At 41.1% G+C, this 6,518-nt stretch carries 6 protein-coding genes; 1 reads left to right on the top strand and 5 read right to left on the bottom strand.

The window, feature by feature from the left end:
- Positions 1-61: 61 nt before the first annotated feature.
- Together ACRBG0_RS06200 and ACRBG0_RS06195 are read right to left on the bottom strand one after the other, a co-directional pair.
- Complete coding sequence (locus tag ACRBG0_RS06200) at positions 62-1,237, bottom strand: sensor histidine kinase (RefSeq protein ID WP_431486035.1); 1,176 nt, start codon at positions 1,235-1,237, stop codon at positions 62-64.
- 167 nt (positions 1,238-1,404) lie between these two features.
- The gene (locus ACRBG0_RS06195; protein WP_431486034.1) at positions 1,405-2,424 is read right to left on the bottom strand and encodes a DUF3089 domain-containing protein; all 1,020 of its coding nucleotides are present in this window, start codon (positions 2,422-2,424) and stop codon (positions 1,405-1,407) included.
- A gap of 201 nt (positions 2,425-2,625) precedes the next feature.
- On the opposite strand from ACRBG0_RS06195, the gene ACRBG0_RS06190 reads away from it, so the two are divergent.
- Positions 2,626-3,498 (top strand): nuclear transport factor 2 family protein, encoded by an 873-nt coding sequence (locus ACRBG0_RS06190; protein ID WP_431486033.1) that lies wholly within the window; start codon positions 2,626-2,628, stop codon positions 3,496-3,498.
- A gap of 80 nt (positions 3,499-3,578) precedes the next feature.
- On the opposite strand, the gene ACRBG0_RS06185 is transcribed toward ACRBG0_RS06190, so the two are convergent.
- The 3 genes from ACRBG0_RS06185 to ACRBG0_RS06175 all read right to left on the bottom strand — a co-directional run bounded on the left by ACRBG0_RS06185 (position 3,579) and on the right by ACRBG0_RS06175 (position 6,419).
- Positions 3,579-4,019, bottom strand: a complete 441-nt coding sequence (locus ACRBG0_RS06185) for a DUF3368 domain-containing protein (RefSeq protein ID WP_431486032.1) — start codon at positions 4,017-4,019, stop codon at positions 3,579-3,581.
- Between the two features lie 40 nt (positions 4,020-4,059).
- Entirely contained in the window at positions 4,060-4,311 is a 252-nt protein-coding gene (locus tag ACRBG0_RS06180) for a UPF0175 family protein (RefSeq protein ID WP_431486031.1), read from the bottom strand.
- Positions 4,312-4,694: 383 nt separating this feature from the next.
- Complete coding sequence (locus ACRBG0_RS06175) at positions 4,695-6,419, bottom strand: NACHT domain-containing protein (RefSeq protein WP_431486030.1); 1,725 nt, start codon at positions 6,417-6,419, stop codon at positions 4,695-4,697.
- Positions 6,420-6,518: the final 99 nt, after the last annotated feature.

Below are 6,518 nucleotides of genomic sequence, written 5' to 3'. Positions count from 1 at the left end.
AAATTCGGGATGACTTATGTTTCGCTTCTTTTGATGAGCAGCTACTGTGCCTGACAAGTTCTTATTTAGCGGTCTGCTTTGGAAGACTTATGGTGAATGTAGTCCCTTTGCCTTCTTCGGAACGCTTGACAAAAATTTTACCTCCGTGGTAATCTTCGATAATGCGTTTGGTTAAGCTTAGGCCCAATCCCCAGCCTCTTTTCTTGGTGGTGAACCCTGGCTGAAATACCCTTTTATGGTTACTGGCAGGAATGCCCTTGCCGGAATCAGTGATGTCTACAAAAACAAATTGACTATCTTCATAAACTTCAGCACTGATCTCTCCTTTGCTTCCCATTGCATCGAGTGCATTACGTAAGAGGTTTTCGATCACCCACTCAAATAGGGGTGGATTAATACCGACATTTTGTTGGTTCAATATCGGGTCAGGGAAATCAAATTTGACCTTACGAGAAGCCCGCCGTTGCATATAGTCTTTGCACTTTCCTAACTCTTCATAAATATTTACCTGGTCCAACTTAGGAACCGAACCGATCTTTGAGAAGCGATCAGCGATCAATTCCAAGCGCTGTACGTCGTTGCGTAGCTCTTCTACAATCTCCATGGTTTCCTCGTCTTCAGGGCGAAGAATTTTTAGGTGTTCAATCCAGGCAACGATGGCGGAAATAGGCGTGCCCAATTGGTGGGCTGTTTCTTTGGCCATACCTACCCAAACGCGGTTTTGCTCTGAGCGACGAGAAGAATTAAGGCCTATGTAGCCGAAGACAATAAAGCCGCCAATCAGTAAAAATTGGACGACTGGAAAATAGCGTAGCTGTGTTAGTATTTTGCTTTCGCCAAAATAAAGGAGGGTACCGTAGCCTTCGATGGGTTCTGCTCCGTCTTCAATAAGCTCCTGCATTTTTTTCTGCAAATAAACCTTATTGGTATCGCGTTCTTCGCTGCCCCAGTTTGCCCCCCAATCTACTCCGCCACTTTCGTTCACGATGATAACAGGGATCATCGTATTAGAAAGTAGAATCTCCGAATGTAATGTATAATCACAGTAATCCTGCGCTTCATTATCCCAAGTACTCAAGTCTTCTTGGGCAATGGCGTAAAAGCGGGTATTGTTTTGCTCTACAACGGCTAATCGTTCAGCCATATAGCTGGTGTACCAGATCGAAAAAAGGATAATCACCAAGCCTAAGATCGCGAGGTACCATTTTTGCCGTGATTTTCGCTGATAGATATCCATAGAAAAATATAAGTTAGAGTAGGAATTGGAAGAACAGTACGCAATATTAGGAACAGCACAAAAATAAGTGAACCGTCGTTTTTAAAAAAGCTGGCTAAGCGGTTCATTTTAAGCGTGTCAGCTATTTGAAAAACCTCAGAGACGGTTCACTTATTTTTTGCGCAATACTAGGACTTTTGGGCTAAATATTCAGCAACCCTTAAAGCTACGTTTTCCCTGATATTTTGGTAATAAATATTCATATCACCAACATGGTAATTTTTTGTCATCATTAACCAACTGCCAGGGAATTTGGGTTTCGAAGCCCATAATACAGGGCCGTGCACCTGGGCATCAGCTGCTTCTGGGCGTAGTTTTTCAAACGGTCGAATCACCGCACCATCGTTAAGGCTGGCTGGTGCGTAGGTGTCTTCCAGTGTCCAAGTCAAAGGATTGGTAACGACCACAGCGGGGTGGGTTTGGGTAGGTTCATAGCCTCGTTTGTAGGTGCGCCAAGCGGTATAGCAATTCAAATCGGTACTGTCTTGGCATGGCTCCAAAGTTGTAAAGGCTGTACTCAAGACAGGAATTCCTACAATGTAGGCAGCTACCAGCCGGTTGCTAAGTGGTTTGTCATCAAAAAACTCCTTCAGTAAACGAATTGCATGAGTAGTACCTTGGCTATGCGAGGCGATGATAATCGGCCGGTTTTGGTTGTGATTGGCCAGATAATAGCGAAATGCTTTGCGTACATCATCGTAGGCAAGGTCAAAAGCACGTCTGGCGCTTAGGGTATCTTCTGTGAAATAAGCATGCAAGTGTGCCTGACGGTAATAGGGCGCAAAGACCCGGCCGGAACCATTAAAGATACTAGCCTGGTATTGGATGGGGCTATCGTTGGTCCGTTCGTTGAGTTTTGCGTCTTTTACCGGGCCGTTCCACAGCTTGTCACCACGCTTGCCGGTATAAGTGGTAGGATGGAGGAAAAACACATCGACCTTGGCACTAGCTTGCTGGTTGGTGAGTCCGTCGGGTGTTTTATCGGCAGCATCTTGCCGCCAAGGCAATGCAGCCCAGTAACGATCCTGGCTATAATCAGGGGTCGTGGGTACCTGAGCTGATGAAAAGGGTTCACGCGGATGAACCTGGCAACTGGTCAAGTAAAAGAACAATAAAAAGGTACTTGAAAGAAGATAAAGGAGTTTCATTTGATTTTTTATTGCTGAACATTAGGGCATCGCAAGATGCTCAACGTTCTACATGTTGCTGTAGCCAATAGATTACCGAAGGGTACTGCAAAAAGAGGCGTAGTGATTGCAAAAATACACGCCCTCGCTGATTCTCAAAGATTAATCCTCAGAATGTTAAAGAGTAAGCTTAATTTAGAGACCAATAAAATAACGCTCACTATGAGATATCTATTACTACTATTAATTTTTACCATTACAACTTCTGCACTCTATTCACAAACAACAATGTCTGACGAAGAAGAAGTGGCACAGGTCATTAAAGCTTTGTTTGATGGTATGCGTACGGCTGACAGTACATCCGTTGCAGCCTTACTTCATCCAGATATTCGGATGCAGAGTGTCGGTTATGACAAAGAAGGGAAACCTTATATGCAACAAGGCAGCAGCCAGCGATGGTTGCAATCTATTGCTTCATATCCTGCTGGCACGCTGGATGAACGCCTATATTCTCAGGTCATAGAAGTAGATATGCCACTGGCTACGGCTTGGACGGAGTATAGTTTTTTCCTTAATGGAGAATTGTCTCATTGTGGTACCAATGCTTTTCAGATGTCCAAAACGGCGGAAGGGTGGAAAATCCACCAGGTGACTGATACCCGCCGTAAAGAAAACTGCACCGTGGAAGAACGCAGCTTGGCTGATAGTGTACACGCATTCGTAGATGCCTGGCACGTAGCTGCTGCCGAAGCCGACGAGGACACTTTTTTTGGCAGTATGTCCGCAGACGGCATCTACCTGGGTACGGATGCCAGCGAACGTTGGCCGCGAGACACCTTCCATGTATGGGCACAATTTGCCTTCGACCGCGAGTCGGCCTGGGCTTTCAAGCCGTATGATCGGGAACTTTATTTTAGCGACAACAACAAATATGTATGGTGGGAGGAAATGCTCGAAACATGGATGGGGCCATGCCGTGGCTCCGGCGTCGCTCATTTTGAGAATGGCCGTTGGCAGATCAAGCATTACGACCTCGCTGTAACCATCGACAATGATAAAATTGAAGGCTTTATAGAGTTGACTAAGGGGGAGTAGGGGCTGCACTCCGGCTACTGCGCCGTACCGCAGCTCAGGGCTGGACGTAGTAGCCGGAGTGCAGCACATTCATAATTTCCTTATCCTTCATTTACTTTAGCGAGGATATTGTCATAGAGTTTTTCACTTATCCTGAAACCCATTTTTTCTTTTAGATCCTTCATGTAAGGCTCAACCTTTGGTATTAATCCTTCTTCTTTTGCTAATACAAGAATACCTAAAAGGCCAATTATTCTAATTCCGTATGATCTTGCGATCCTTCTTCCTTTTGCCTCATCCATGACAAGAAAATCTGAATTCAGCTCAAGGGCTAATACGATCGCTTCTGATTCTCCTTTATCCAGCTTTTCTCTTAACTCCTCGTATAAATTCCGATTCTTTATCTCTACTATCTTTATCCAGTCATAGGAATCAATTACTTTTTTCTGCTTCGAAAGGGCTGCTAATTCTTTATATACTTCATTAGGGATTAATATTTCCCCATATAGCCCCTTCATTATCAGTAATAACTTTATTTTCAACAAGTTAGTTATTGCTGTTGTATCGCTCTTACTATTACCACTATTCTTTCATTTCTTTATATGCCTTAATTGAGTCAAGATCATCTAGAAAATCTTCATACTCGTACTTTATTAATACATCTCTCTTCGACATTTCCAATTGAAACGAAATCTGGTCAAGCCCCGCCATATTACGGGCTTGGCCTAAAGTTAATCTACCTATGTCATATAGGTGTACTGCGATTTCTATCAACAAATCGTCTGGCGACATCTTGGCATTCAACAACACATCTTCTCCTATTATTAATCCCATCTGCTCTATTGTTTTATATATAACAGCTCTTAGCCTACTAAAATAAGTCAATTTGAGTACTTTGTCAAATCGACTAAACAAAACAGATCCTAAGGGGCCAAAAATCAGTTGCTTGCATTAGCGTATTTTCACTAGCAGCAAGTTAAGCTAAAAAGCATTCTTTCATTAATACATCCAGTATGTTTTCTTATACCTAGGATACTATTTACCCGAAGGGTTATGCGGAATTCGGGGCTGGGCGCAGTGCCCGCCACCCCAGCAACGCAGACTAAGTAGAAAACCCTTGCTTAAGTGGCTTCCCAAATATATGCCCGAGTGGAACAAAGCTCTTGGCGGGCATTGTCGCACAGCCTAAGTTAGGCACCGTATATTACTACAACACCTTAGAATAAATCAACAATGTCATTTTCAATATTTATTTTTGTTTGGAGGGTAGTTTTCAATCTATCAATCTCTGCTTGAAATATTTTCTCACACCTAGGCATATAATCAGGTTCGATCTTTAAGTCAAAAGTCCCATCTCCATTATTCTTAACTGATTCAATATTGGAAATTGACTCTCCCCATATACTAAACAATTCTGTACCGACCTCCAATCCTCGCTCCATCCCCAACAGGTGAATCATATTTCCAATAATAAAGGTCGAGTTGACAAATGCAAATGCTCTTTCACTTTTGTCACCATCAAATTTATTCATCACTTCTTCAACAAAAAAATCTAAAAAAGGAATTACGATTTCTTCCGTAACAGCCTTTTCGTTCAATTCTCTTAACAATGACACAAAATTGAACAGTGTAAAATCCAATCTACGATCGGTATCGCTATGTACCTTGACATTTGTAAGCCTCGCAAAGACCTTCTCAAAGACCTTCTTTTTTGCTTTAGGTTCTAACTTAGAGATGAAAAGAGCAGCAAAATATTCTTGAAGTGATTTGTGTACAAACGTATATTCATAACCCTCTTTAGTCCAAATACACAGCGCTGACAATAGATCATCTATCAGTTTATCATTATCGAATTTAACTTCTTGAAGTTTACTTTTTATGAAATCAAACTTCTCATTACAATAATCACGGGTAAAGAGTATTTCTTCCTCAAAGAGTGATATGAAACAGAACATACTCATCACTTTATCAAATGTGCTCCTAGGTATGTTACTCTCTCGTTGGCGTTCATAACCTAATTTGGACAAACTATCGTGTGTATGAAATAGTACATCAATGACCTGGCTATAGAAAATGTTCTTCTCTTCAGGAATTGATGAATTACTCTGAAAGGTTAAAATGAACATCGAAAGCAGCAGTGGATTGGACAAAAACTCATTAAGTGGAGAACTTTGAACTGTTTCAATTGACTCAATAATCTTTTCGACTAACTCCTCTTCTTCAGCAGGAAGTTGTTTTTTTATATATTTCTTGATGTCTTCATTGCTAAGGCTAGAAATCTCATAATTTGCAAAAAGTGGTAATAATTCAATGTCCACAAATGGTCTGGACGTGACAATAAAACTATTTAGAGAATACTTTTGTACGAATTGATCTAACTCTGTTGTTAATCTCTGTCTCTGAGAACTAACCAATTCATCGAATCCATCTAAGAGAAAAACGAATCGGTCACTTTCCAGCATTTTTTTTATGACATTGTCGTTTACTCCAAGGTTGAATAGTTTAAAAACTCGATTGAAAACAAATGCTTCAAAGCTTTCTTGATAATTTGATAAGTGTCTCAATTTAATCAATACTGGAATCTTGTCCTGTTCCTCGATTGCCTTTACAAATATATATTTTAACATAGTACTCTTACCAGACCCCGCACTACCAAGAATGGTGATATACCTTTCCTTCTCTAATAATTCTTTAACGGTATTAAACACCCATGGATCTTTGTCAGAATTCAGAGTTTTGATTCCTTGCCTGTAATATATTTCTAAAAGGTTAACTGGCTTAACTCGGTGTAAAATAGTCTTAACAAAAAGACACCTTTCTAATGAAGAAACTTGATACTCTAAAATTCGATTACTGGCAACTTGATTAACCTGACCTCCAACCTCTGACAATAAAAGGTCGAATGGAGCTCTGAGTGTACCTACTAATTCAGTTAAGCTCATTTAGTATTTGGATTATGTTGTTTATCAAATATCGTAATTTATTAATGGTGCCTAACTCAAGCATATGCGCCGTGCCGGAGCTTGCGGAGGCATGGACGT

Source organism: Lewinella sp. (genome assembly GCF_050633125.1).
Classification (GTDB): Bacteria; Bacteroidota; Bacteroidia; order Chitinophagales; family Saprospiraceae; genus Lewinella.
This window is presented reverse-complemented; position numbering and strand designations above follow the sequence as displayed.

What these genes read in the sequence shown, in the direction of transcription:
- ACRBG0_RS06200 (WP_431486035.1), bottom strand. Translation starts at nt 1,237, where the DNA reads ATGGATATCTATCAGCGAAAATCACGGCAAAAATGGTACCTCGCGATC.
- ACRBG0_RS06195 (WP_431486034.1), bottom strand. Translation starts at nt 2,424, where the DNA reads ATGAAACTCCTTTATCTTCTTTCAAGTACCTTTTTATTGTTCTTTTAC.
- ACRBG0_RS06190 (WP_431486033.1), top strand. Translation starts at nt 2,626, where the DNA reads ATGAGATATCTATTACTACTATTAATTTTTACCATTACAACTTCTGCA.
- ACRBG0_RS06180 (WP_431486031.1), bottom strand. Translation starts at nt 4,311, where the DNA reads ATGGGATTAATAATAGGAGAAGATGTGTTGTTGAATGCCAAGATGTCG.
- ACRBG0_RS06175 (WP_431486030.1), bottom strand. Translation starts at nt 6,419, where the DNA reads ATGAGCTTAACTGAATTAGTAGGTACACTCAGAGCTCCATTCGACCTT.